Annotated in this window: 2 protein-coding genes; both read right to left on the bottom strand. The window is 48.5% G+C overall.

Annotated features, from left to right (window positions below; translation table 11 throughout):
- Positions 1-199 precede the first annotated feature (199 nt).
- Complete coding sequence (locus ACFOFO_RS26180) at positions 200-697, bottom strand: hypothetical protein (RefSeq protein WP_390333498.1); 498 nt, start codon at positions 695-697, stop codon at positions 200-202.
- 128 nt (positions 698-825) lie between these two features.
- The coding region (locus ACFOFO_RS26175; protein WP_390333496.1) for a hypothetical protein at positions 826-1,155 on the bottom strand (330 nt) is incomplete at its 5' end.

Genomic DNA, 1,155 nt, shown 5'->3' with positions numbered 1-1,155 from the left:
GAGCGTATAAGTACTAAGCGCAAGGGTTTGGGGGCGCTGAACCTGGAGCTGCGGGTTAGATAAATAGCATTGTCAGGTCAATAGCGCCAATGACATCCGTCGCACCAATCAGATGATCCGGTCACGCATGATCGCAGGGAAGTCGACGACAATCGACTTCCCTGTTTTTTTTTGCAGGACGCGTCCAGGGCCTAGAAATTTACCAGAAGGGATTGGCGAAATGCGCGTCGGCGTAATTGTCCACTCCCGGGCGAATGGATAGAACAGGCAGATCAGTCCATTTCCGTGTTGGCACCTCGGCCCTGTTCCCGTACCCAATCCTTCCAGTAAATGACCACGTGCCTCGCCATCGGCAGGCCTCCAATCCGAACCAACGTTGCATAAGACGCATGCCACGGAGGACAGGTGTGGATTGCCGGATCGGCATGCTGCCTTGCAAACACCCCTGAAAATTCCAGAGCAGCAATTGCTCAAGTTTCAACATGCGATGCGTCAACGTTTCCATATAGCCAAAAAAATCGGCAATTCTTTCTCCCTGCCAATTGAAAAATAGGCATCGTTCAGTCAAAAAACCGCGTTTAATCGCGGTTTTTTTTTGCCTGAATAAAATTTTTTTCGTTGAAAAGGAGCTATCACTTTCGGTCGAAAAAGTGGCGCCTTGACAGGCGCAATCGCCGGATTTGCTAGGCGGCATCACGCTGTTTTCATAAAAACAATGTTGTTTTAAAAATAGTTTCTTGCAATTGATTATTTGCCAATAATAAATTTTTTTCGGGAAATAGTGGAACTACGCAACTTGATGCATCTCAAAAAGGTTCGCTTAAATCAATGCCTTGGGAAAATTTTCATGCTAAAAATATCATCATTCGAACTTTCGCCGCGCGCCATGTTGTGCACAAGTTTTACCATCCTGTTGGCCGCATGCGGCGGTGGTTCGGGTACTGATACGTCGCAAACCACGTCACCTGAATTCTTGAAGAGTGCACAAGCCAGTGCAGACTCCAACGGATCCGTGAGCCCCACTCCGACTACGGATACGACTATAGCTGCGGCTACTAGCACGGCAACGACTACGGCTACGACGTACAACCTGTATGTTTCAACCACCGGTTCCGATTCCAACACGGGTACGCAATCGGCACCATTCAAGACGAT

The organism is Pseudundibacterium arcticum, from assembly GCF_042646465.1.
GTDB lineage: Bacteria > Pseudomonadota > Gammaproteobacteria > Burkholderiales > Burkholderiaceae_D > Undibacterium_A > Undibacterium_A arcticum.
This window is presented reverse-complemented; position numbering and strand designations above follow the sequence as displayed.